General features: G+C 70.0%; 18 protein-coding genes and 1 tRNA gene. 9 read left to right on the top strand and 10 right to left on the bottom strand.

Annotated elements, in window-relative coordinates; genetic code table 11:
• The first annotated feature begins 29 nt into the window (after positions 1 to 29).
• The 5 genes from ACIQJT_RS07930 (at position 30) to ACIQJT_RS07910 (ending at position 6,151) form a co-directional block, all read left to right on the top strand.
• Positions 30 to 1,430, top strand: a complete 1,401-nt coding sequence (locus ACIQJT_RS07930; RefSeq protein WP_402640869.1) for a cellulose binding domain-containing protein — start codon at positions 30 to 32, stop codon at positions 1,428 to 1,430.
• Between the two features lie 204 nt (positions 1,431 to 1,634).
• The gene (locus ACIQJT_RS07925; RefSeq protein WP_365449930.1) at positions 1,635 to 2,939 is read left to right on the top strand and encodes an extracellular solute-binding protein; all 1,305 of its coding nucleotides are present in this window, start codon (positions 1,635 to 1,637) and stop codon (positions 2,937 to 2,939) included.
• A gap of 13 nt (positions 2,940 to 2,952) precedes the next feature.
• Positions 2,953 to 3,930: a carbohydrate ABC transporter permease gene (locus ACIQJT_RS07920; RefSeq protein WP_402640865.1), complete on the top strand. Its 978-nt coding sequence runs from the start codon at positions 2,953 to 2,955 to the stop codon at positions 3,928 to 3,930.
• On the top strand, positions 3,927 to 4,814 hold the full coding sequence (locus tag ACIQJT_RS07915; protein WP_365449934.1) for a carbohydrate ABC transporter permease: 888 nt from the start codon (positions 3,927 to 3,929) through the stop codon (positions 4,812 to 4,814). Before ACIQJT_RS07920 ends, ACIQJT_RS07915 begins: the two co-directional genes overlap by 4 nt.
• A 26-nt stretch (positions 4,815 to 4,840) precedes the next feature.
• Positions 4,841 to 6,151: a glycoside hydrolase family 36 protein gene (locus ACIQJT_RS07910; RefSeq protein WP_402640862.1), complete on the top strand. Its 1,311-nt coding sequence runs from the start codon at positions 4,841 to 4,843 to the stop codon at positions 6,149 to 6,151.
• Positions 6,152 to 6,235: 84 nt separating this feature from the next.
• Here ACIQJT_RS07910 and ACIQJT_RS07905 read toward each other — a convergent pair whose 3' ends face one another.
• From ACIQJT_RS07905 to ACIQJT_RS07890, 4 genes are all read right to left on the bottom strand, one after another.
• Positions 6,236 to 7,675, bottom strand: coding sequence for a GH1 family beta-glucosidase (locus tag ACIQJT_RS07905; protein WP_365449938.1), 1,440 nt, complete (start codon positions 7,673 to 7,675; stop codon positions 6,236 to 6,238).
• Positions 7,676 to 7,799: 124 nt separating this feature from the next.
• Complete coding sequence (locus tag ACIQJT_RS07900; protein ID WP_365449940.1) at positions 7,800 to 8,693, bottom strand: carbohydrate ABC transporter permease; 894 nt, start codon at positions 8,691 to 8,693, stop codon at positions 7,800 to 7,802.
• A complete protein-coding gene (locus ACIQJT_RS07895; protein ID WP_365449942.1) occupies positions 8,690 to 9,718 on the bottom strand; it encodes a sugar ABC transporter permease in 1,029 nt (342 codons plus the stop codon). Before ACIQJT_RS07895 ends, ACIQJT_RS07900 begins: the two co-directional genes overlap by 4 nt.
• Positions 9,715 to 11,040 (bottom strand): ABC transporter substrate-binding protein, encoded by a 1,326-nt coding sequence (locus tag ACIQJT_RS07890; RefSeq protein ID WP_365449944.1) that lies wholly within the window; start codon positions 11,038 to 11,040, stop codon positions 9,715 to 9,717. The genes ACIQJT_RS07895 and ACIQJT_RS07890 overlap by 4 nt, the downstream gene beginning before the upstream one ends.
• Positions 11,041 to 11,395: 355 nt before the next feature.
• Between ACIQJT_RS07890 and ACIQJT_RS07885 the strand changes: the two genes are divergently transcribed.
• A complete protein-coding gene (locus ACIQJT_RS07885) occupies positions 11,396 to 12,451 on the top strand; it encodes a LacI family DNA-binding transcriptional regulator (protein ID WP_365449946.1) in 1,056 nt (351 codons plus the stop codon).
• A 92-nt stretch (positions 12,452 to 12,543) separates the two neighbouring features.
• Here ACIQJT_RS07885 and ACIQJT_RS07880 read toward each other — a convergent pair whose 3' ends face one another.
• Positions 12,544 to 13,440, bottom strand: a complete 897-nt coding sequence (locus ACIQJT_RS07880; protein ID WP_402640856.1) for an SDR family oxidoreductase — start codon at positions 13,438 to 13,440, stop codon at positions 12,544 to 12,546.
• 175 nt (positions 13,441 to 13,615) lie between these two features.
• On the opposite strand from ACIQJT_RS07880, the gene ACIQJT_RS07875 reads away from it, so the two are divergent.
• On the top strand, positions 13,616 to 14,491 hold the full coding sequence (locus ACIQJT_RS07875; protein ID WP_365449950.1) for a LysR family transcriptional regulator: 876 nt from the start codon (positions 13,616 to 13,618) through the stop codon (positions 14,489 to 14,491).
• 52 nt (positions 14,492 to 14,543) lie between these two features.
• Here the strand turns inward: ACIQJT_RS07875 and ACIQJT_RS07870 are convergent.
• The 4 genes from ACIQJT_RS07870 to ACIQJT_RS07855 all read right to left on the bottom strand — a co-directional run bounded on the left by ACIQJT_RS07870 (position 14,544) and on the right by ACIQJT_RS07855 (position 17,308).
• Positions 14,544 to 14,616 (bottom strand) — tRNA-His (locus ACIQJT_RS07870).
• A 76-nt stretch (positions 14,617 to 14,692) separates the two neighbouring features.
• The gene (gene orn / locus ACIQJT_RS07865; protein WP_053848883.1) at positions 14,693 to 15,295 is read right to left on the bottom strand and encodes an oligoribonuclease; all 603 of its coding nucleotides are present in this window, start codon (positions 15,293 to 15,295) and stop codon (positions 14,693 to 14,695) included.
• Positions 15,296 to 15,398: 103 nt separating this feature from the next.
• The gene (locus tag ACIQJT_RS07860; RefSeq protein WP_365449952.1) at positions 15,399 to 16,625 is read right to left on the bottom strand and encodes a helix-turn-helix domain-containing protein; all 1,227 of its coding nucleotides are present in this window, start codon (positions 16,623 to 16,625) and stop codon (positions 15,399 to 15,401) included.
• A gap of 377 nt (positions 16,626 to 17,002) precedes the next feature.
• Positions 17,003 to 17,308 carry a hypothetical protein gene (locus ACIQJT_RS07855; protein ID WP_365449954.1) on the bottom strand — a complete coding sequence of 102 codons (306 nt, stop codon included), beginning with the start codon at positions 17,306 to 17,308 and terminating at the stop codon, positions 17,003 to 17,005.
• A 335-nt stretch (positions 17,309 to 17,643) separates the two neighbouring features.
• Between ACIQJT_RS07855 and ACIQJT_RS07850 the strand changes: the two genes are divergently transcribed.
• Complete coding sequence (locus ACIQJT_RS07850) at positions 17,644 to 18,171, top strand: universal stress protein (protein ID WP_020123262.1); 528 nt, start codon at positions 17,644 to 17,646, stop codon at positions 18,169 to 18,171.
• A 116-nt stretch (positions 18,172 to 18,287) separates the two neighbouring features.
• Positions 18,288 to 18,857: a GPR1/FUN34/YaaH family transporter gene (locus ACIQJT_RS07845; RefSeq protein ID WP_402640851.1), complete on the top strand. Its 570-nt coding sequence runs from the start codon at positions 18,288 to 18,290 to the stop codon at positions 18,855 to 18,857.
• Positions 18,858 to 19,027: 170 nt separating this feature from the next.
• Here ACIQJT_RS07845 and glmS read toward each other — a convergent pair whose 3' ends face one another.
• Positions 19,028 to 20,845 carry a glutamine--fructose-6-phosphate transaminase (isomerizing) gene (gene glmS / locus ACIQJT_RS07840; RefSeq protein WP_365449958.1) on the bottom strand — a complete coding sequence of 606 codons (1,818 nt, stop codon included), beginning with the start codon at positions 20,843 to 20,845 and terminating at the stop codon, positions 19,028 to 19,030.
• Between the last annotated feature and the right edge of the window lie 12 nt (positions 20,846 to 20,857).

Genomic DNA, 20,857 nt, shown 5'->3' with positions numbered 1-20,857 from the left:
CCGATTCGGGATCGCTAGCGTGCCACGCCATGAGCATGCATCGGCGCAGACTGAACAGCAAGAACAAGGTGATCGGCGGGGTGGTCGCCGCCGCCGTGGTGGGGACCGGGGCGGTCCTGTTGAGCGGTACCGCCCAGGCGGCGGGGATCGGCGCCGCGTACACGAGGACGAGCGACTGGTCGACGGGGTACACCGCGCAGTACGTCGTCACCAACAACAGCGGTTCGGCCCAGAAGGACTGGAAGCTGGAGTTCGACCTGCCGGGCGGAGTCACGCTCGGGTCCCTGTGGAACGGGGAGTCCCGTGTGAGCGGGCGCCATGTCCTGGTGAAGCCGCCCAAGTGGGACACCGACGGCCTGGCCGCGGGGGAGTCGGTCACGGTCGGGTTCGTGGTCAGCGGCACGGGCGACCCCACGGGCTGTCTCGTCGACGGCGGCGACTGCTCCACCGGCGGCAGCGGCACTCCCGCCCCGGCACCCACGGCCACTCCCTCCGGCCCGGCCGCTCCCACGCCCGCCCCCACCCCGGCCCCCTCGGGCAGCGACGGCTTCGCGCCCTACGTCGACACCTCCCTCCACCCCGCCTTCGACCTGCTGGCCGCAGCCGACGCCACCGGCGTGAAGGACTACACCCTCGCCTTCGTCACCGACGGCGGCGGCTGCACGCCCAAGTGGGGCGGGGTCAGCGATCTGGCGAGCGACGCGGTGGCCGGGCAGATCGGCGCGCTGCGGGCGAAGGGCGGTGACGTCCGGGTCTCCTTCGGCGGTGCCTCCGGCTCCGAGCTGGCCACCACCTGCTCCTCGGCGGACGCGCTCGCGGCGGCGTACGGCAGGGTCGTGGACGTATACGACCTGACCAAGGTCGACTTCGACGTGGAGGGCGGGGCGCTGCCGAACACGGCGGCGAACACCCGGAGGGCGCAGGCGATCGCCAGGATCCAACAGGACCACCCGGACCTGGACGTCTCGTTCACCCTGCCCGTGATGCCCGAGGGCCTGACCCAGGACGGCGTGAACCTGCTCGCGAACGCCAAGTCCAACGGCGTGCGCATCGACACCGTCAACATCATGGCGATGGACTACGGGCCCGCGTACAGCGGCGACATGGGCACGTACGCCGAGCAGGCCGCGACCGCCACCCAGGCGCAGGTCAAGGGAGTCCTCGGACTGTCCGACAGCGCGGCCTGGAAAGCGGTCGCCGTGACCCCGATGATCGGGGTCAACGACGTGGCCTCGGAGGTCTTCACGGTCGAGGACGCGGGCCGGCTCGTGGGCTTCGCCAAGGCGAAGGGGCTCGGCTGGCTCTCGATGTGGTCCGCCACCCGGGACAAGCAGTGCCCCGGCGGTGCGAAGCCCTCCGCGGACGCGACCTGCAGCTCGGTCGTCCAGGGCCCGTTCGCCTTCTCGAAGGCCTTCGCCGCCCGCAACTGAACAGCGGGTCGGCGGCGAGGCTCCTGGGTCACCGGGAGGCAGGGATGTCGGTCACGTTTCGACAAATCAGTTCGAAAGCTATTGACGCATGACCTGACATAACGCTGTCATTGCGCCACCGTGTTCGGTCAAGTTGGTTTCTGGTCGATTACGACTGGTCTCCGAGCCCCTCCATGACTGAACCCCTGCCTTCAGGAGCCGTCCATGCGTGACCTCTCGTCTTCCCTCCCCTCGCCCAGCCGCCGCGGTGTGCTCAAGGGGGTGGGTGGTGCCGCCCTGTTGGGGGCGGGTATCCCGTTGCTGTCCGCTTGTGGCGGCAGTGGCAGCTCCAGCGACCCGAAGACCGTGACGCTGGGGTCGAACGCGTCGGACGCGGTGCCGAAGAAGGCGTTCGCGGAGATCTACGCGGCGTTCAAGAAGCAGTCCGGGATCACGGTCGACGTGAACACCAAGGACCACAACACGTTCCAGGAGCAGATCAACTCCTACCTCCAGGGCACGCCGGACGACGTGTTCAACTGGTTCGCGGGCTACCGGATGCAGTTCTTCGCCGCGAAGAACCTCGCCTCGCCGATAGACGACGTGTGGCAGAAGATCGGCGCCAACTTCCCTGACGCCATGCAGAAGCTGTCCAAGGGCGCGGACGGCAAGTACTACTTCGTGCCGCTGTACACGTACCCGTGGGCGATCTTCTACCGCAAGAGCGTCTTCGCGCAGCACGGCTACGAGGTCCCCACCACGTGGGACGAGCTGGTCGCGCTGTGCAAGCGGATGAAGAAGGACGGGCTGGTCCCGATCGCGTTCGGCGACAAGGACGCCTGGCCGGCGATGGGCACCTTCGACCAGATCAACTTCCGTCTCAACGGCTACGACTTCCACGTCGAGCTGATGGCGGGCAAGGCGGCGTGGACGGACGCGAAGGTCAAGGCGGCCTTCGACCACTGGGCCGAGCTGCTGCCCTACCACCAGGACGGCTTCATGGGCCGCACCTGGCAGGACGCGGCGCAGACGCTGGTGTCCAAGAAGGCGGGCATGTACCTGCTGGGCTCCTTCGTGGCGCAGCAGTTCACGAACAAGGCCGACCTGGACGACCTGGACTTCTTCGCCTTCCCGGAGATCAACCCGGCGTACGGGCAGGACACCGTGGAGGCGCCCACCGACGGCTTCATGGTCTCCAAGGCGCCCAAGAACAAGGCCGGCGTCACCAAGCTCCTGGAGTACCTGGGCACCCCGGAGGCGGAGCAGATCTACCTCAAGGCCGACTCCAGCGTGGTGGCCGCCTCCAGCAAGGCCGACACCTCGTCCTACACGCCGCTCCAGAAGAAGGCGTACGAGATGATCTCGGGCGCCAAGAGCCTGACCCAGTTCATGGACCGTGACTCGCGGCCGGACTTCACCTCGACGGTGATGCAGCCCTCCCTCCAGAAGTTCCTCCAGAACCCCAAGGGCGTCGACAGTCTGCTGTCCTCGATCGAACGCCAGAAGAAGACGATCTTCGCGTCCTCCTGAGCTGAGCGGCTGAATGACTACCGACATCACCGAGAAGAGCCCGGAGGCGGCCGCTGTGCCGCCTCCGGGCACTGCCCCTGTCAAGCGGGTCCCGCACGGCCACAAGCGCCTGCTGACCCGTCGTGACCGGATCACGCTCGCCTTCATGGCGGGCGTGCCCACGGTCCTGCACGTGGCCCTGGTCTGGGTCACCGCGCTGGCCTCGATCGCTCTGGCCTTCACCAGCTGGGACGGGATCGGCTTCGACTCCATCACGTGGGTGGGGCTGGACAACTTCCGTCAGCTCTTCACCGACAACCCGCAGTTCTGGCCCGCCCTGGAGCACAACGTCGTCTGGTTCGTGGTGCTCATCCTGATCCCCACGCCCCTGGGCCTGTTCCTCGCCGTGCAGCTCGACAAGAACATCCGCTTCTCCCGCGTCTACCAGACCGCGTTCTTCCTGCCGGTCGTGGTCTCCCTCGCGGTCACCGGGTTCGTGTGGCAGCTCGTCTACAACCCCGACACCGGGCTGATCAACAGCCTGATCGGGGCGAACAAGCCCGGCCACTACATCGACTGGATCGGCGACCCCAAACTCAACCTGTGGGCCGTGCTGATCGCCGCGTCCTGGCGCCACACCGGCTACATGATGATCCTCTACCTGGCGGGCCTCAAGGGCGTGGACCCCTCCCTCAGGGAGGCCTCCGCACTGGACGGCGCGAACGAGTGGCAGACGTTCAAGAACGTCATCTTCCCCACCCTGCGCCCCACCAACACCGTCGTCCTCGTCGTCACGATCATCGAGGCGCTGCGCGCCTTCGACCTGGTGTTCGTCTTCAACAAGGGCGCCCAGGGCACCGAGCTGCTGTCGATCCTGATCACCAACAACATCATCGGCGAGTCCAGCCGGATCGGTTACGGCTCCGCGATCGCCGTGGTCCTGCTGGTCATCTCGCTGGTCGTCATCATCCCCTACCTGATCGCGACCTTCCGGAAGGAGCGGCGCGCATGAGCACCCTGACCGCGCCGGCCAAGCAGCGCACCCCGGTCCGCCCGGCCCGCATCCTGCTGCACGTGTTCCTGGTCGTCACCTCGCTGGCCTGGCTCGCGCCCCTGCTGTGGGCGGTCTTCGCGGCCCTGCGCCCCTACGCCGAGACCAGCACCAAGGGATACGTGTCCTGGCCCGACAAGCTGAGCCTGGACAACTTCACCAACGCCTTCGAGCAGTCCGACATGCTGCACTACTTCGGGAACACGCTGATCATCGCGATCCCGGCCGTGCTGCTGACCCTGCTGGTCTCCTCGATGGTGGCCTTCTACGTCTCCCGCTTCGACTTCCGGCTCAACATCTTCCTGCTGCTGGTCTTCACCGCGGGCAACCTGCTGCCCCAGCAGGTCATCATCACCCCGCTGTACCGCATGTACCTGCTCATCGACCTGCCCGGCATCACGATGAGCGGCAAGCTGTACGACTCCGCGCTCGGCCTGGTCCTGATCCACGTGGCGTTCCAGTCCGGGTTCTGCGCCTTCGTCCTGTCCAACTACATGCGGATGCTGCCGCACGAGCTGACCGAGGCCGCCCTGGTCGACGGTGCCTCCGTGTGGCGGATGTACTGGCAGATCGTGCTGCCGCTGTGCAAGCCCGCGATGGCCGCCCTGGCGACGTTGCTGTCCATCTGGATCTACAACGACTTCTTCTGGGCCATCGTGCTGATCTCCACCGGTGAGAACATGCCGATCACCTCGGCGCTGAACAACCTCTCCGGCCAGTACTTCACCGACCCCAACCTGGTCGCCGCCGGCGCCCTGCTCACCGCCATCCCGACCCTGGTCGTCTACTTCGCGCTCCAGCGCCAGTTCGTCAGCGGACTGACCCTCGGCGCCAACAAGGGCTGACCGCCCGCACCCGAGAGAGAACCACCGTGCCCCACCCCTTCACCCCGCTCGCCTCGGTGCCCGTGGACCCGCGCAGGGCCCGCGTCCACGAGGAGGGCTGGCAGTCCTGGAGCCCCAGCGGCACGTACGCCCTCGGTGACAAGCCGTACCGCCCGACGAACGACAACTGGGCGACGGTCTGCTACCGGCCGGGCGTCACCGTGCCCGAGGGCGCCTTCCAGGGCGAGGGGCTGCTGGCGCTCGATCCGGGCGACGGGTCGCCGGTACGGCTGTGGGCGGCGCCGGACCCCACGCGTGCGGTCCCCTCGATCCGCCTCACCGTGGACGGCGCCACCGCGGAGGTCTTCGCCGACGGCCCGGTGCGGGAGCTCACGGGCACGGACATCCAGTCGGTGCTGGGCGAGTGGGCCGCCGGGCTCGGGGTCGAGGCCCCGCGTCCGGCGCCCACCGTCTGGTGCTCCTGGTACGAGTACTTCACCGACGTCACCGAGGACGACATCCACGAGAACCTCCGTGCGATGGAGACCCTCGACCTGCCCGTGGACGTCGTCCAGCTCGACGACGGCTACCAGAAGGCTCTCGGCGACTGGCTCACCCTCTCCGGCCGCTTCCGCTCCCGCGCGGGCATCGCCGACGCGATCCGGGGACGGGGCCGCCGGGCCGGCATCTGGACGGCACCCTTCCTGGTCGACCCGGCCGGCGACCTGGCCGCCGAGCACCCCGACTGGCTGGTCGAGGACCTCGACGGGGGCTTCCTGCACGCCGGCCGCAACTGGGGCCACGACTTGTGCGTCCTGGACACCACCCACCCCGAGGCGGCCGAGTACCTGGCGTCGGTCTTCAGGACCCTGGCGGCCGAGGGCTACGACTACTTCAAGGCCGACTTCCTCTACGCGGGCGCGCTGGAAGGCGTACGGCACTCCGCCGCGGACGCGCTCACGGCGTACCGCTCCGGGATCGAGCTGATCCGCGGGGCCATCGGCGAGGACGCCTACCTGCTGGGCTGCGGGGCGCCCGTCCTGCCCTCCGTCGGCCTGTTCGACGCGATGCGGGTCAGCCCCGACACGGCCCCGCACCGCCGCCCCGAGGCCGGCGACTACAGCCAACCGGGCCAGGACGCCGCCGAGTTCACCGGCGCCGCCCGCCAGTGGCAGCACGGCAGGCTCTGGGTCAACGACCCCGACTGCCTGATGGCCCGTCCGGCCGTGGAGACCCGGGAGCGCTGGGCCGCCCACGTGGAGGCGACCGGCGGCCTGATCGCGTCGAGCGACCGCCTGCTGTCCCTGGACCAGTGGGGCGTGGAGACCACCCGCCGCCTGCTCGGCGGAGAGGTCTGACGAGCCCGCTGCGGTGGAACGCGGTGGGGCGCGGCACCCCCCTCGGCTGCCGCGCCCCTTCCCCGTCCCCCGGCCCCGCGTCGGTCACGGGATGCTGTGGACCTCCGGGAGCGAGCCCGTGCGGGCCGCCCGGCCGTACCAGAGGGCACTGGACTTGGGTGTCCGTTCCAGCGTGGTGTAGTCGACGTAGACCGCGCCGAAACGCTTCTCGTAGCCGTACGCCCACTCGAAGTTGTCCAGCAGGGACCACAGGTAGTAGCCGCGGACGTCCGCGCCGTCGGCGATCGCGCGGCGGACCGCGGCGAGGTGGCCGTGCAGGTAGGCGATCCGCTCGGGGTCGTGGACCCGGCCGTCGGGGTCGGGCTTGTCGTCGTAGGCCGCGCCGTTCTCCGTGATGTAGATCGGCAGACCCGGTGCCTCGCGCGTGTAGCGCATGATCAGGTCGTGCAGGCCCGTCGGGTCGATCGTCCAGCCCATCTCGGTGCGCTCGCCCGGCGTCTGGTGGAAGGTGACGTCGTCCGCGCCCGGCCAGGGCGAGTGGTCGCTGCTGCCGTGGCCGTCGGCGCGCGGGGCGTTGGCCTCCGGGTCGGCGGCCGAGACCAGCGCGGGCGTGTAGTAGTTGAGGCCCAGCGCGTCCAGCGGCTGGTGGATCAGGGCGAGGTCGCCGTCCTCGACGAAGGACCAGTCCGTGACCGACTCCGTGGCGGTGAACAGCGTCCGCGGGTACGCGCCGTGCAGGATCGGCCCGTGGAAGACGCCGTTGGCCAGGTCGTCTATCTTCTGCGCCGCGGCCAGGTCCGCCGGGTCCTGCGAGAGCGGCCGCACGACCGAGGAGTTGAGGCTGATCGCCACCGAGTTGCGGGCCGGCATCGAGGCGCGCAGGGCCGAAGTGCCCAGCCCGTGCGCCAGGTTCAGGGTGTGCGCCGCCTTCAGCGAGGCCGCGGGGTCGGTACGGCCCGGCGCGTGCACCCCGGAGGCGTAGCCGAGAAAGGCCGCGCACCAGGGCTCGTTGAGGGTGATCCACTGCTCCACCCGGTCGCCGAGCGCCTCCCCGACGATCTGCGCGTACTCCGCGAACCGGTACGCCGTGTCGCGCTCCGGCCAGCCGCCCGCGTCCTCCAGCTCCTGGGGCAGGTCCCAGTGGTAGAGCGTCACGGCCGGCTTGATGCCGTGCGCGAGGAGCTCGTCCACCAGCTTGCGGTAGAAGTCCAGACCCCGCTGGACCGCGGGGCCGCGCCCGGTCGGCTGCACCCGGGACCAGGAGATCGAGAAGCGGTACGCCGTCAGGCCCAGGTCGGCCATGAGCGCCACGTCGTCGCGGTAGCGGTGGTAGTGGTCGACAGCGATGTCACCGTGGTCGCCGCCGGCCGTCTTGCCCGGGGTGTGGCTGAAGGTGTCCCAGATGGAGGGCGTACGGCCGTCCTCGCGCACCGCCCCCTCGATCTGGTAGGCGGAGGTCGCGGCTCCCCACAGGAAGGCGGGGGGAAAGGTCACCGGGGTCGCCGGCGATTCGGGCTCTGGCATGGAAGCGCTCCCATTGGAGGTCGTCGGACCGACGGATGAGAAGGGGAGGGGGAGGAGGGGGACAGGGGCCGCGGCGGAGGCGGCCCGGTCCCGGGAGAGGTGCGGGAGAAGCCGTGGGACGGCGTCAGCCCTTGATCGCGCCCTGCATGATGCCGCCCACGATCTGCTTGCCGAACAGGAGGAAGGCGATCAGCAGCGGCAGCGTGCCGAGCAGCGCGCCCGCCATGATCACGGCCTGGTCGGGGACATAGCCCGTGCCGAGCGAGTTGAGGGCGACCTGCACGGTCGGGTTCTGCTGGTTCAGGGCGATGATCGGCCACAGGAAGTCGTTCCAGGCGAACACGAAGGTCAGCAGGCCGAGCACGGCCATCGCGGGGCGTGCCGCCGGGAAGACCACGTGCCACACCACCCGGATGCTGCTGGCCCCGTCCACCCGGGCCGCCTCGATCAGCTCGGTCGGCAGCGCCTGCACCAGGTACTGCCGCATGAAGAACGTGCCGAAGGCCGTCACCAGGGTCGGCAGGATCACCGTCTGGAGCTGGTTCGACCAGCCGAGGTCCGCCATCCACAGGTACAGCGGTACGACCGCGAGCTGCGGCGGGATCATCATGGTGCCGATCGTCAGCAGCAGCAGGAACCCCGAGAACCTGAACCGCAGCTTGGCGAAGGCGAATCCGGCGAGCGTGGAGAACAGCACCGTGCTGATCGTGATGGCGCCCGCCACGATCACGCTGTTCACCATGGCGGTGCCGAGTCCGGCCTCGTCCCAGGCGGTCTGCATGTTCTTGAACAGGTTCCCGCCGAACCACAGCGGCGGCGGCGTCTCGGCGAGCCTGCGGTCGGTGCGCGAGGCCGCGATCGCCGTCCACACCAGGGGTGCCAGCGAGACGAGCGCGAAGACCGCGAGGACGATGTAGGTCATCGGGCCCGCGTGGAGCTGCTTGCCCGCGCCCATGACCCGCCGGGTCCGGCGCCCCTCCTTACGGGACTGAGGCAACGTCAGTTCACTGGTGGTCATTGGGACTTCCTCAGCCGTCGGGTGACCAGCAGATTGATCGCGGCGATGATCAGCAGGATCAGGAACATCGACCAGGCGATCGCGGACGCCTTGCCGAGGTTGCCGATGATCCAGCCCTGGTCGTACATGTACAGGCCGAGCGTCTGGTACTGGTGCTCGGAGCCGCCCTTGGAACCGCTCACCCCGCCGAACAGCAGGGGCTCACCGAAGAGCTGGGTCGCGCCGATGGTGGACACCACCACCGTGAACAGGATGGTCGGCCGGAGCTGCGGGACCGTCACGTGCCGGAACTGCTGCCAGCGGTTGGCCCCGTCGATCGCCGCCGACTCGTACAGGTCGGCCGGGATGGCCTGCATCGCCGCCAGGTAGATCAGCGCGTTGTAGCCGGTCCACCGCCAGATCACGATCGAGGAGACCGCGAACTGCGAACCCCAGTCGGACTCCCGCCAGTTGATCGGGTCGATGCCGACGAAGTCGAGCAGCCAGTTGACCATGCCGCCGTCCCACGAGTACAGCAGCGTGAAGACGAGGGTCGCGGCCGCCACCGAGGTGGCGTACGGGGTCAGCATCACGACCCGCCACACGGTCGAGCCGCGCAGCTTGTAGTTGAGCAGGTGGGCCAGCCCGATCGCCGCCATGAGCTGCGGCACGGTCGAGATGACACCGATGGTGAAGGTGTTCTTGAGGGCGTTCCAGAAGAAGTCCGAGCTGAGCAGGTTCTTGTAGTTGTCCAGGCCCGCCCAGGTCTGGGTGTCCAGCGAGGACAGCTGCACGTCGTGCAGCGAGTACCAGGCCGTGTACAGCAGCGGGACCAGGGAGAAGGCCCCGAAGATGACGAAGAAGGGGGCGATGAACACGTACGGAGACGCCTTCATGTCCCAGCGGTACAGCCGGCTGCGCCAGGGGCCCTTGCCCTCGGGCGGCGTACCGCGACCGTCAGCGCCCCGGGCCGCGCCCGGCTGGGAGCCGGGCGCGGCCTCGACGCTCGACGCGGGATGCGCGAGTGCCTGCTTGGGGCTTGTCACTGGCCGAGCACGTCCTTGATCTCGTTCGTGGCAGCGTCCCAGCCCTGCTCGGGGGACTTGCCCTTCTGCTCGACCTGGAGGATGCCGATGTCGGTCAGCGCGGTGTTGATCGGCTGGTCCTTGATGCCGAAGACCTGCGCCGGGATCGTCTTCGCCGAGTCGGAGAAGATCTGGGTGATCGGCGCGTTGCTGAAGAACTCCGTGGTGGCGGCGGCCGGCTTCAGGGCCGAGTACGCCGACGGGGTGGACGGGAAGCTGGCCTGCTTGGCGAAGACCTTGGCCTGCTGCTCGGGCGCGGTCAGCCACTTCGCGAGCTCGACGGCCTCCTTCTGGTGCTTGCTCGCCGTCGGCACACCGATGAACGAGCCGCCCCAGTTGCCCGCGGTCGGCGCGGCCGCCACGTCCCACTTGCCCTTGCCGGCCTCACCGGACTTCTCCTGGATGTAGCCGATCATCCAGGCGGGGCAGGCCACGGTGGCGAAGGAGGCGTTCGCGTAGCCCTGGTCCCACGGCTTGTCGAACTGCTTGAGCTTCGCCGACATGTTGCTGGTGGCCACGGACATCGCGACGTCCCAGGCGTTCTTCACACCGCTGGACTTGTCCCAGACGACCTTGCCGCTCTTGTCGTAGTAGCGCTCGCTCTCACCGTTGAGGACCGCGTTGTAGACGGAGGAGGCGGAGTCCACGAACTTGGTGCCGCTGGGCGCCTTCTTCATGTACTGCTTGCCGAGGTCGACGTACTTGTTCCAGTCGCCCTTCCACTGCGCGGCGAGCTTGGTGCGGTCCGTCTCCAGACCGGCCTTCTCGAACAGGTCCTTGCGGTAGCAGATCGCCATCGGGCCGATGTCGGTGCCGAGGCCGATGAGCTTGCCGTCCGGGGTGGTGGCCTGGGCGTTCTTCCAGTCCAGCCACTGCGACTTGTCGACGTCCTTGCCGAGGTCGACGAACTTGGCGCCCTGCGTCTGCACGGCCTCGGTGATGTTGCCGACCTCGATGGCCTGGATGTCGTCGGTGCCGGAGCCGGCCTGGAGCCGGGTGAGGACCTTCGGCCAGTAGACGTCGGTACGGGTGGTGACGTTCTCCTTGATGGTGATGTCGGGGTGCGACTTCATGTACTCGTCGTACAGGCCGGCCTGCTTGTAGCCGAAGACTCCGAAGGTGCCGATGGTCAGCGTGGTCTTGCCGCCTCCGGAGTCGTTGCCCGAGCCCGACGAGTCGCCGTCGTCCGAGTCGCCGGCACAGCCTGCCAGCACTCCGGTTGTCAGTGCGGCGACGGCCGCCAGGGCCAACAGCCGGTGGGACCGGCGGGTAGTCGTGCGCATTGCGTCCTCCTGTTGCCTGACGTGCCGACCCCCCGGCCAACTGCGTTGTTGGACCCGTTAGTTCTAGCTGCGGCTCGGGCGGGGAACGTGCGGGATATTTATGTGTCAGGTACCGTGGGAGCGCTCCCATCGGTGATGTGTTGAAGGTTCGCGGGTCGGAGCGAGGGTGTCAAGGGAGTCGACGCGGGGAGATGCGTTCAGTTATCAGCCCGTTAACTGGACCCGCTCGGCACGGCCGCCGCTCGCGCACGTGGCCCTGCGTCGCGGGGGCGGTGGCCCCCGCGACAGTCACCTCCACACGCGGGACTGTTAAATTCCAGGCCAGCTTAGATACACGGTGGGAAGGGCGGAGCCCATGGCAAGCCACGGAGCGCGGAGCCGGAGCGGTGGCCGGCCCACCCTCGAAGAGGTCGCCGCGCGCGCCGGCGTCGGCCGGGGGACCGTTTCCCGGGTGATCAACGGCTCGCCCCGGGTCAGCGACGCCACGCGGGCGGCCGTCGAGGCGGCGGTGGCGGAGCTCGGGTACGTCCCGAACACGGCCGCGCGCGCCCTCGCGGCCAACCGCACGGACGCGATCGCCCTGGTCGTGCCCGAGCCGGAGACCCGGTTCTTCGCCGAGCCGTACTTCTCCGACATGCTCAAGGGCGTCGGCGCCGAGATCTCGGAAACCGAGATGCAGCTCCTGCTGATCTTCGCGGGCAGCGACCGCGAACGCCGCCGGCTGGCCCAGTACCTGGCCGCCCACCGGGTCGACGGCGTCCTGCTGGTCTCCGTCCACGCCGACGACCCGCTGCCCGACCTGCTGTCCCAGCTGGAGATCCCGGCGGTGATCAGCGGCCCGCGCTCGGCGGCCGAGACGCTGCCGTCGGTCGACTCCGACAACTACGGCGGCGGCCGCTCGGCGGTGGAGCACCTGCTCGCCGGCGGCCGCAGCACGATCGCGCACATCACGGGCCGCCTCGACGTGTACGGCGCCCAGCGGCGCGTCGACGGCTACCGGGACGCGCTGCGCGAGGCGGGCCACGAGGTGGACGAGCGGCTGATCGAGCCCGGCGACTTCACCGAGGAGGGCGGGCGCCGGGCGATGACGAAGCTGCTGGCCCGCCGGCCCGACCTGGACGCGGTCTTCGCCGGCTCGGACGTCATGGCGGCGGGCGCCCGCCAGGTCCTGCGCGAGGAGGGCCGCGCCATCCCCTCGGACGTGGCCCTGGTGGGCTACGACGACTCGGCCATAGCCCGCCACATGGACCCGCCCCTTACCAGCGTCCGCCAGCCCATCGAGGAGATGGGCCGCCACATGATCGACCTGCTCCTCTCGGAGATCGCCGACCGCCGCCCGGCGGTGTCCCGGGGCCTGGAGCGCAGGCAGGTGGTCCTCGCCACCGAACTGGTGGAGCGGGCGTCGTCCTGACCTGGTGCGTCAAGAGGTTGAACGCAAGGATCTCCGGCCGGTGCCACGGCGTACGGGAGTCGGCGGCGTGGTGACGGGCGGTGCCGCGGCGCTCAGGCCGTCCTGAAGTAGTGGCCCGCCTCCAGGTCCGGCAGCAGCGCGGGGTGCTCCGGCCGCCAGCCCAGCAGCTTGCCGGTGAGCACGGCGGAGGCCCGCATGTCGACGGCGGCGAAATGGCCGAGCCAGCCGAAGTGGTCCGTCGCCTCCTCGGGGGCCACGCTCACGATCGGCACGTCGAGCCCCCGGCCGATCGCCCCGGCGATCTCGCGGAACGGCACCTCCTCGTCGCCGATCGCGTGCAGCCGTACGCCCGCCGGTGCCGCCTCCAAAGCCAGCCGGAACAGCCGGGCCGCGTCGAGGCGGTGGACGGCGGCCCACCGGTTGGAGCCGTCGCCGACCATCGCCGAGACGCCCTTGTCGCGGGCGAGGTCGATGAACATGGGCACGAAACCTGCGTCGCCCTCGCCGTGCACGCTCGGGGGGAGCCGGAGCACCGACGAGCTCACCCCGCGTTCGGCGAGCGCGAGCGTCGCGGTCTCGGAGGCGAGCCGGTGCCTGCCGGGGGAGTCGGGGTCGGCCGGGTCCTCCTCGGTGCCGACGCGCCCCGGCGCGGTCAGCAGTCCCGAGGTGACCACGAGGGGCTTGCCGGTGCCTTCGAGCACCTCGCCGATGGCCTCTATCGCCCGGAGGTCGGCCTCGCCCGAGGCGGTCAGGTTGCCGAAGTCGTGGATGAAGGCCAGGTGGGCGACGCCGTCGGCGGCCTCGGCACCCCGGCGCAGACTGTCGAGGTCGGTCAGGTCGCCGAGGTGCGCCTGCGCCCCCATGGCCTTCAGCGCCCGCACGGACCGGTCCGAACGGGCCAGGCCCACGACCTCGTGCCCGGCACCGAGCAGCTCACGGGTGACGGCGGAACCGACGAAGCCGGTCGCACCGGTGACGAATACACGCATGGTGATCCTTCGCTGTGAAGAGTGAACGCACGAGTCGAGTGCCTCTTCAGCCTGCGAAGACAGGACCGCGGCCGTCCAAAGCCTGTTTCGCATAAGGCAATACGGAACAGGCATCACAGCAGGTGGGGAGGTCACGGGCCGGAAGACGCGGGAAAGGCCGACGTACGCTTCAGGCATGACCGATCTCGACCTCCGGCTGGTCCGGTACTTCACGGCCGTGGCCGAGCACCGGCACTTCGGACGGGCCGCCGAAGCGCTGCACGTCACGCAGCCGTCGCTCAGCCGGCAGATCCGGCGGCTGGAACAGCAGCTGGGCGCCCGGCTGCTGGAGCGGACCCCGCAGGGCAGTCGGCTCACCGAGGCGGGGGAGGTCTTCCTGCCCCGGGCGAAGGCACTGCTGCGTTCGGCGGACCAGGCGGCGAGCCTGGCCCGGGCGGCCGCCGAGCCGAGCCGGATCACCGTCGGGTACACGGCGGGGATCATCGTCACGCCGGCGGTGCGCGCGCTGCGGGAGCGCTTCCCGGACGCCGACGTCAGGACCGCGCACGTCGACTGGAGCGAGCGGACCACGGTCCTGCCCGAGCTCAAGGTCGACGCCCTGGTGACCCGGCTGCCCTACCCGACCGACGGCGCCCAGGTGACGGTCCTCTACGAGGAGCCCCGGGTGCTGGTGCTGCCGGTCGGCCACCGGCTCGCGGGCCGGGAGTCCGTCCACCTCGACGACATCGCCGACGAGCCGCTGGTCCGGGTGGCCGACCCGGTGTGGAACGCGTACTGGCGCGTCGACCCCCGTCCGGACGGCCGCCCGGCACCCGACGGGCCCCTCGCCGACGCCCTGGAGGACAAGTTCGAACTGATCGCCTCAGGACAGGCCCTGGCCATCACGGCGCTGCCCAGGGCCGGTGCGATGCGCCCCGATGTCACCGCGGTCCCGCTGCACGGTGTCGAGCCGGCCCATGTGGTCCTCGCGACCCGCGCCGAGGAACGGAGCCGGCTGGTGGTGGCCTTCCGCAAGGCGGCGCGGACCCTGCTCAAGGCGTCCGGCTCCTGAAACGACCTCAGCCGGTGACCCTGTCTCCAGGATCACCGGCTGAGGTGAAGAGGGTGAGTGACGGGACTCGAACCCGCGGCATCCTGGACCACAACCAGGTGCTCTACCAGCTGAGCTACACCCACCATGTTCGGCTGTCCTGGTTTCCCCGACCGGCCGAGAAAAAGTGTACAGGGTCCGAAGGGGTGCTCGCGCCCGCGTTTACTGAGCAGGCAGAACGTGCTTCGCGGCGATCGTCCTGGCGGTGTCGGAGTCGGGTCCGGGCTGCGGGACGAAGATCGCCTCGCGGTAGTAGCGCAGCTCCGCGATGGACTCGCGGATGTCGGCGAGGGCGCGGTGATTGCCGTTCTTGTCCGGGCTGTTGAAGTAGGCCCGCGGGTACCAGCGCCGGGCGAGCTCCTTGACGGAGCTGACGTCCACGATCCGGTAGTGGAGGTAGTCCTCCAGGGTGGGCATGTCCCGCAGCAGGAAACCGCGGTCGGTGCCGACGGAGTTGCCGCACAGCGGGGCCTTGCCGGGCTCCTTGACGTGCTCGCGGACGTAGGCGAGGACCTGCTCCTCGGCGTCGGCGAGGGTCGTGCCGCCGGACAGCTCCTCGAGCAGTCCGGACGCGGTGTGCATCTGACGCACCACCTCCGGCATCGTCTCCAGCGCCTGGTCCGGCGGGCGGATGACGATGTCCACACCGTCGCCGAGCACGTTGAGCTCGGAGTCGGTGACGAGGGCGGCAACCTCGATGAGCGCGTCGTCGGACAGCGAGAGGCCGGTCATCTCGCAGTCGATCCACACCATGCGATCGTTCATGCGAACACCCTACGGCTGACGTCCCGCTTTGTGGCGCCCCGTGTCGGTGCCGGGCACCGGAACGCCGGGCGGGCCCTCACGGACCGCGCCCGGCGTCAGGACGTCAGGTGCCGCTGCGCTGCCCGGGCAGGCTCGCCCGGCCGCCGACGTACAGCTCGCGGCCGTTCTCCGAGGGCGGACCCACGGGGGCCGGGGTGCGGCGGGTCTGGAGCGGCACCGGGCCGCCCTCGGGGTGCAGCGGCACGGGCGCGCTGGGCGCGGGACCCGTCGGGCCCCCCACCGGACCGTCGCTGTCCACCGGCTTGTCGCCCTGCGGACGGCGGGCCCGGTACGCGGCCCGGTAGGCGGCCGGGGACGAGCCGAGCTGCCGCCGGAAGTGCCCGCGCAGGGCCACCGGCGAGCGGAAGCCGCAGCGCCCGGCGACCTCGTCCACCGAGTAGTCCGACGTCTCCAGGAGCCGCTGCGCCTGGAGCACCCGCTGGGTGATCAGCCACTGGAGCGGGGCCGAACCCGTCAGCGAGCGGAACCGGCGGTCGAACGTACGACGGCTCATGTACGCCCGTGCCGCGAGCGTCTCCACGTCGAACTGCTCGTGGAGGTGCTCCAGCGCCCAGGCGACGACCTCGGCGAGCGGGTCGGCGCCGATCTCCTCAGGTAAAGACCTGTCGAGGTAGCGCTCCTGGCCGCCCGAGCGGCGCGGCGGGACCACCAGGCGGCGGGCCAGCGCGCCGGCCGCCTCGTTGCCGTGGTCCGTCCGCACGATGTGGAGACAGAGGTCGATGCCGGCCGCGGTACCGGCCGAGGTCAGTACGTCGCCGTCGTCCACGAAGAGTTCTCGTGGATCCACGTGCACCGACGGGTAGCGCTTGGCCAGTGTCGGCGCGTACATCCAGTGTGTGGTCGCGGGGCGGCCGTCCAGCAGGCCCGCCGCCGCCAGTACGAAGGCGCCGGTGCACAGCCCGACTATGCGGGCGCCTTCCTCGTGCGCCCGGCGCAGTGCGTCGAGCGCCTCCTCCGGTGGCGGTGAAGTGATCGAGCGCCAGGCCGGTACGACGACCGTGCCCGCGCGTGAGATCGCTTCCAGGCCATGCGGTGCGGTGAGTTCCAGGCCCCCTGTGGTCCGCAGCGGGCCTTCCTCGCCGCCGCACACCAGCAGTCGGTAGCGCGGCACGCCGGCGTCCTGGCGGTCAATCCCGAACACCGACAAAGGTATGGAACTCTCGAAGATGGGGCCGCCGCTGAACAGCAGCACCGCGACGATCTCCTTGCGGCGGCGCCCGGAAAGCTTCCGGGCCGCGGCTTCCGGCGCGGCGGTGGAGTCGTGGCTCATACTGCTAAGCCCCCCTCGGTGGTCGCGGCTCCTCGGTTGTGTCGCTCCTGCACGTTTCCCCTCGGTCCTGCACGAGTCCCCCGCCGTAAGACGTCAAGATCGAATCTACTGTGTCCTGTGCTGTCGGCGTGACCAGTTCGTCATCCGGCACATTGTCGACATGGCAACTTGGCGTAAAGCATTCGATCACGAAGCGTTGCACTCGTGGGCCGTGCAGGGAAGTGCGCCTTGTGGCGGTGGCTAATCCACGTAGGGTGCACAGCCCCTCGGACACCCTATCCGTGCAGGTGGAACGGCGGTTGGGGGGTGCTTGGACCAAGGGACACGCCCAACGCGGAAGTTGGCTGAAAAGAATCGTCGCGGTGCATGGAAACCGGTCAGCCGACCGGTGTATTTCCCCCGCTGTGACGACCGCCTCGACGGACCCCGGTACCGCTCCTGTGACGACGGCCACGACGGGGCGCGCCCTCCTCGGCGCGCAGGCGGGCGGCGCCGCGCTCCGACTGGCGCAGGAGGATACGGCAGACGGCTGTGACGGCGGCGAGGCCGAGGGCGGTGCCCGTCGCACCGGCCAGCGAGGTGCCGTACCAGACGAGCACCACGGGGACGAGGACGCAGCTGAAGGCGGCCCAGCGGACCACGTCCGTGCTGGAGTCCTCGGAGGGCGGTCGGTGTCCGGTCATCGCGTGCTCCCTGGGGCGTCTCCCTGCGGCGTGGGTCACGGGTTCAACGCCTGTTCGACCCTTCGGTCACTGTGTCGAGGGGCCGTCCGGTGGTCCCGGGGCGGCGAGGCCGCCCGCATCCTGTGCAAACCGCCTGTACAGCGCAGCAACCATTGCGTTACGGGCGCCCCCTCGTGCATGCTCCCTGGAACCCTCACGGACCGAGGGCGGGCTCTGGGCTAAGGAGGCGTGCCGCCGTACCCTTGGGGGTATGGGGTTGGGAAGATGATTCCCGGACACAGCTCCGTCGCTCACGGTCGTCCCTCCCACACAAGGATCACAACGCCGAGACAGCCATGGCCGGTCACGAATTCTTCGAACCAGCGGACCGCAAGCGGCCCGTCGCCGATCCGACGGCGGCCGAGCCCCTGGCGGCGGAAGAGCCACGCCACTCCTGCGATCCCGCCTTCAAGCACGGCGTCGTGGTCGGCTTCGACGGCTCCACGTCCAGTGAGCGCGCCCTGGCGTACGCGATCGGCATGGCCCATCGCTCCGGCTCGGGCCTGATCATCGTGCACGTCGCCAACCGGCTGCCCACCACCGTGTGGGCCGGCTGCGAGCCGCCGGTCTTCGTCGACGTGCCGGACCACCGCACCGAGGTGCTCGGCCTCGAGCTCGCCTGTGCGGACTACCTGGCCGAGGTCCCCTGGATCCTCGTCGAGCGCGGCGGCGACATCTGTCACGAGCTCGAGGAGGTCGGGCGGGAGTACGAGGCGGACGCGATCGTCGTCGGCTCCACCCACGGGATCGTCGGACGCATCTTCGGCTCCGTCGCCGGACGGCTCGCCAAGCGGGCGAAGCGGCCCGTCATCGTCATCCCGTAACTCGCCGTTCTCCCTGGTGAGATGGACGAAGCTACTCGTGCGTAGAGGTGTTTGTGCCCTTGTGAAGGGCATATAGGGGTCATCGCACCACCGCACCCGCACGAAGGGAGCCCGCCGTGGACAAAGACGTCTCCGCGGGAAGCGCAACCACCACCGCGGTCGGCCGACTGGCCCTGGGAATCACCCTGTTGGCGTTCGGACTCGGCCACACCGAGGTCATCGACGGTGTGACGGCCGCTGACGCCATGTCAATCGCCCAGTACGTGGGGGGCGTTGCCCTCTTCGTCGCCGGACTGCTGGCCTTCCGCGACGGCGACGCCGCGTCCGGTACGGCGTTCGCGGCGCTCGGGGCCCTGTGGTTCACGTGGGCCGTGTCGGCCGACAGCCAGGTCTCGGAGAACGCCGCCGGTCTGTTCCTGCTGCTGTTCGCCCTCGTGGCGCTCTCGCTCACCCTCGCGGGCGGCGGCGACCAACTCGGCCAGGCCGTGCACGGGTTGTTCTTCGTGTCCCTCGTGCTGCTCGCGATCGGCGTGTTCGCCGACAGCGACGGTCTCGCGAAGGCCGGGGGCTGGTTCGCCGTGGCGGCGGGGGCGGTCTCCTGGTACGCGGCGACCGCGCTGCTCGCGCACTGGCCGACGGTGCTGTCGAGGCGTGCGGCCGGCCGGGGCGTGACGGCCACCGGCTAGCCGCCCGGGCCGGGGGGTTGGGCGGCTCCCCGGCGACGAGACGGACCCCCGGTGCCGGGTGGCATCACGTGGGGTCCGTCCTCGTTGTCCGGCCTCCGCGGGCAGTGGGGGTTGCTCGCGCCCACGCGGCGGTAGCCGCAGATCGACACAGCCCCGCGCCCCGGAGTGCCCTACTCGACCGTCACCGACTTCGCGAGGTTGCGCGGCTTGTCGATGTCCCGGCCCAGGGCCAGGGCCGTGTGGTACGCCAGGAGTTGGAGGGGGATGCCCATCAGGATCGGGTCCAGCTCGTCCTCGTTCTTCGGGACCACGATGGTCTCGTCGGCCTTCTCCTGGTGCTGGTGGGCGACGGCCAGGATCCGGCCGCTGCGGGCCTTGATCTCCTCCAGGGCGGCCCGGTTCTTCTCCAGGAGGTCGTCGTCGGGGACGATCGCGACCGTGGGCAGGGCCGGCTCGATCAGGGCCAGGGGGCCGTGCTTGAGCTCGGAGGCGGGGTAGGCCTCGGCGTGGATGTAGGAGACCTCCTTGAGCTTCAGGGAGGCCTCGCGGGCCACCGGGTAGCCCCGGACGCGGCCGATGAAGAGCATCGAGCGGGCTTCGGCGTACTGCTCGGCCAGCTTCTTGATGTGCTCCTCCTGCTCCAGCATCTCGGTGATCTGCGCGGGCAGCCTGCGCAGGCCCTCGATGATCCGCTTGCCGTCGCGGACCGAGAGGTCGCGGGTGCGGCCCAGGTGCAGGGCGAGCAGGGCGAAGGCGACCGTGGTGTTGGTGAAGCACTTCGTGGAGACCACGCAGACCTCGGGGCCCGCGTGCACGTAGATGCCGCCGTCCGCCTCGCGGGCGATCGCCGAGCCGACCACGTTGACGACGCCGAGCACCCGCGCGCCCTTGCGCTTGAGCTCCTGGACGGCCGCGAGGACGTCGTAGGTCTCACCGGACTGGGAGACGGCGACGTACAGGGTGTCGGGGTCGACGACCGCGTTGCGGTAGCGGAACTCGGAGGCGGGCTCGGCGTCCGCGGGGATGCGGGCCAGCTCCTCGATCATCTGGGCGCCGATCATGCCCGCGTGGTACGAGGTGCCGCAGCCGAGGATCTTCACGCGGCGGATCTGGCGGGCCTCGCGGGCGTCCAGGTTGAGGCCGCCGAGGTGCACGGTGGAGAAGCGGTCGTCGATGCGGCCGCGCAGCACGCGGTCCACGGCGTCGGCCTGCTCGTGGATCTCCTTGTGCATGTAGGTGTCGTGGCCGCCCATGTCGTAGGAGGCGGCCTCCCACTCGACGGTGGTGGGCTCGGCCGTCGTACGGGTGCCCTCGGTGGTGTAGGTGCGGAAGTCGTCGGCCTTGAGGGTGGCCATCTCGCCGTCGTCCAGCGTCACGATCTGCCGGGTGTGGGCGACCAGCGCGGCGATGTCGGAGGCGACGAACATCTCCTTCTCGCCGATGCCGAGGACGACCGGGGAGCCGTTGCGGGCCACCACGATGCGGTCGCTGAAGTCGGCGTGCATCACGGCGATGCCGTAGGTGCCCTCGATCACCCGCAGGGTGTCGCGGACCTTGTCCTCCAGCTTCTCCGCCTGGGAGCGCGCGATGAGGTGGACGAGGACCTCGGTGTCGGTGTCGGAGAGGAACTCGACGCCGTCCGCCTCCAGCTTGCGGCGCAGGTCGGAGGCGTTGTCGATGATGCCGTTGTGGACGACGGCGACCTTGCCCTCGGCGTCCAGGTGCGGGTGGGCGTTCACGTCGGAGGGGGCGCCGTGGGTGGCCCAGCGGGTGTGGGCGATGCCGGTCGTGCCCTTGAAGCGGGCCGGGACCTTGGCCTCCAGGTCGCGCACCCGGCCCTTGGCCTTGACCATCTTCAGCCCGGCCGTCTTCGGCGAGGTGACGACGATGCCCGCCGAGTCGTAACCGCGGTACTCGAGGCGCTGGAGGCCCTCCAGGAGCAGAGGGGCGACATCACGCTTCCCGATGTATCCGACAATTCCGCACATGTAGCTGTGTCC

It is taken from the genome of Streptomyces sp. NPDC091972 (genome assembly GCF_044756385.1).
Lineage (GTDB): Bacteria > Actinomycetota > Actinomycetes > Streptomycetales > Streptomycetaceae > Streptomyces.
Note: the sequence above shows the minus strand (reverse complement) of the source record. Positions and strands in the feature narration are given on the sequence as shown.

What these genes read in the sequence shown, in the direction of transcription:
- ACIQJT_RS07930 (WP_402640869.1), top strand. Translation starts at nt 30, where the DNA reads ATGAGCATGCATCGGCGCAGACTGAACAGCAAGAACAAGGTGATCGGC.
- ACIQJT_RS07925 (WP_365449930.1), top strand. Translation starts at nt 1,635, where the DNA reads ATGCGTGACCTCTCGTCTTCCCTCCCCTCGCCCAGCCGCCGCGGTGTG.
- ACIQJT_RS07920 (WP_402640865.1), top strand. Translation starts at nt 2,953, where the DNA reads ATGACTACCGACATCACCGAGAAGAGCCCGGAGGCGGCCGCTGTGCCG.
- ACIQJT_RS07915 (WP_365449934.1), top strand. Translation starts at nt 3,927, where the DNA reads ATGAGCACCCTGACCGCGCCGGCCAAGCAGCGCACCCCGGTCCGCCCG.
- ACIQJT_RS07905 (WP_365449938.1), bottom strand. Translation starts at nt 7,675, where the DNA reads ATGCCAGAGCCCGAATCGCCGGCGACCCCGGTGACCTTTCCCCCCGCC.
- ACIQJT_RS07900 (WP_365449940.1), bottom strand. Translation starts at nt 8,693, where the DNA reads ATGACCACCAGTGAACTGACGTTGCCTCAGTCCCGTAAGGAGGGGCGC.
- ACIQJT_RS07890 (WP_365449944.1), bottom strand. Translation starts at nt 11,040, where the DNA reads ATGCGCACGACTACCCGCCGGTCCCACCGGCTGTTGGCCCTGGCGGCC.
- ACIQJT_RS07885 (WP_365449946.1), top strand. Translation starts at nt 11,396, where the DNA reads ATGGCAAGCCACGGAGCGCGGAGCCGGAGCGGTGGCCGGCCCACCCTC.
- ACIQJT_RS07880 (WP_402640856.1), bottom strand. Translation starts at nt 13,440, where the DNA reads ATGCGTGTATTCGTCACCGGTGCGACCGGCTTCGTCGGTTCCGCCGTC.
- ACIQJT_RS07875 (WP_365449950.1), top strand. Translation starts at nt 13,616, where the DNA reads ATGACCGATCTCGACCTCCGGCTGGTCCGGTACTTCACGGCCGTGGCC.
- orn (WP_053848883.1), bottom strand. Translation starts at nt 15,295, where the DNA reads ATGAACGATCGCATGGTGTGGATCGACTGCGAGATGACCGGCCTCTCG.
- ACIQJT_RS07860 (WP_365449952.1), bottom strand. Translation starts at nt 16,625, where the DNA reads ATGAGCCACGACTCCACCGCCGCGCCGGAAGCCGCGGCCCGGAAGCTT.
- ACIQJT_RS07855 (WP_365449954.1), bottom strand. Translation starts at nt 17,308, where the DNA reads ATGACCGGACACCGACCGCCCTCCGAGGACTCCAGCACGGACGTGGTC.
- ACIQJT_RS07850 (WP_020123262.1), top strand. Translation starts at nt 17,644, where the DNA reads ATGGCCGGTCACGAATTCTTCGAACCAGCGGACCGCAAGCGGCCCGTC.
- glmS (WP_365449958.1), bottom strand. Translation starts at nt 20,845, where the DNA reads ATGTGCGGAATTGTCGGATACATCGGGAAGCGTGATGTCGCCCCTCTG.